This window comes from Leifsonia sp. SIMBA_070 (assembly GCF_046534635.1).
Classification (GTDB): Bacteria; Actinomycetota; Actinomycetes; order Actinomycetales; family Microbacteriaceae; genus Leifsonia.
Genome location: NZ_JAWRYK010001002.1, coordinates 1 through 232, shown reverse-complemented (window position 1 = coordinate 232; position 232 = coordinate 1). Strand labels below are relative to the sequence as shown.

Annotated in this window: 1 pseudogene; it reads right to left on the bottom strand. The window is 31.9% G+C overall.

The window, feature by feature from the left end:
• Positions 1-184, bottom strand: a pseudogene (locus SB754_RS23175) (hypothetical protein); the annotation flags it as partial.
• Positions 185-232: the final 48 nt, after the last annotated feature.

Below are 232 nucleotides of genomic sequence, written 5' to 3'. Positions count from 1 at the left end.
CTATAAAATCATTCACATATTCGCTCATTTCTCTGTACTTCGTCCAATGTAAATAGTGATGTCCTTGTAAAACAACTAGCTTTTGCGACGATACGTGACTTAATTGATTCTGGTAAAACGTAATATTTGATTTTCCCTCTTTTGGTTCTTTGTCTACTTTTCTAGTAAAAATCATTACGGGCATCTTTGAAAGAAATGACATATCGAGAGTTTTATTTATATTGTTGTTCAG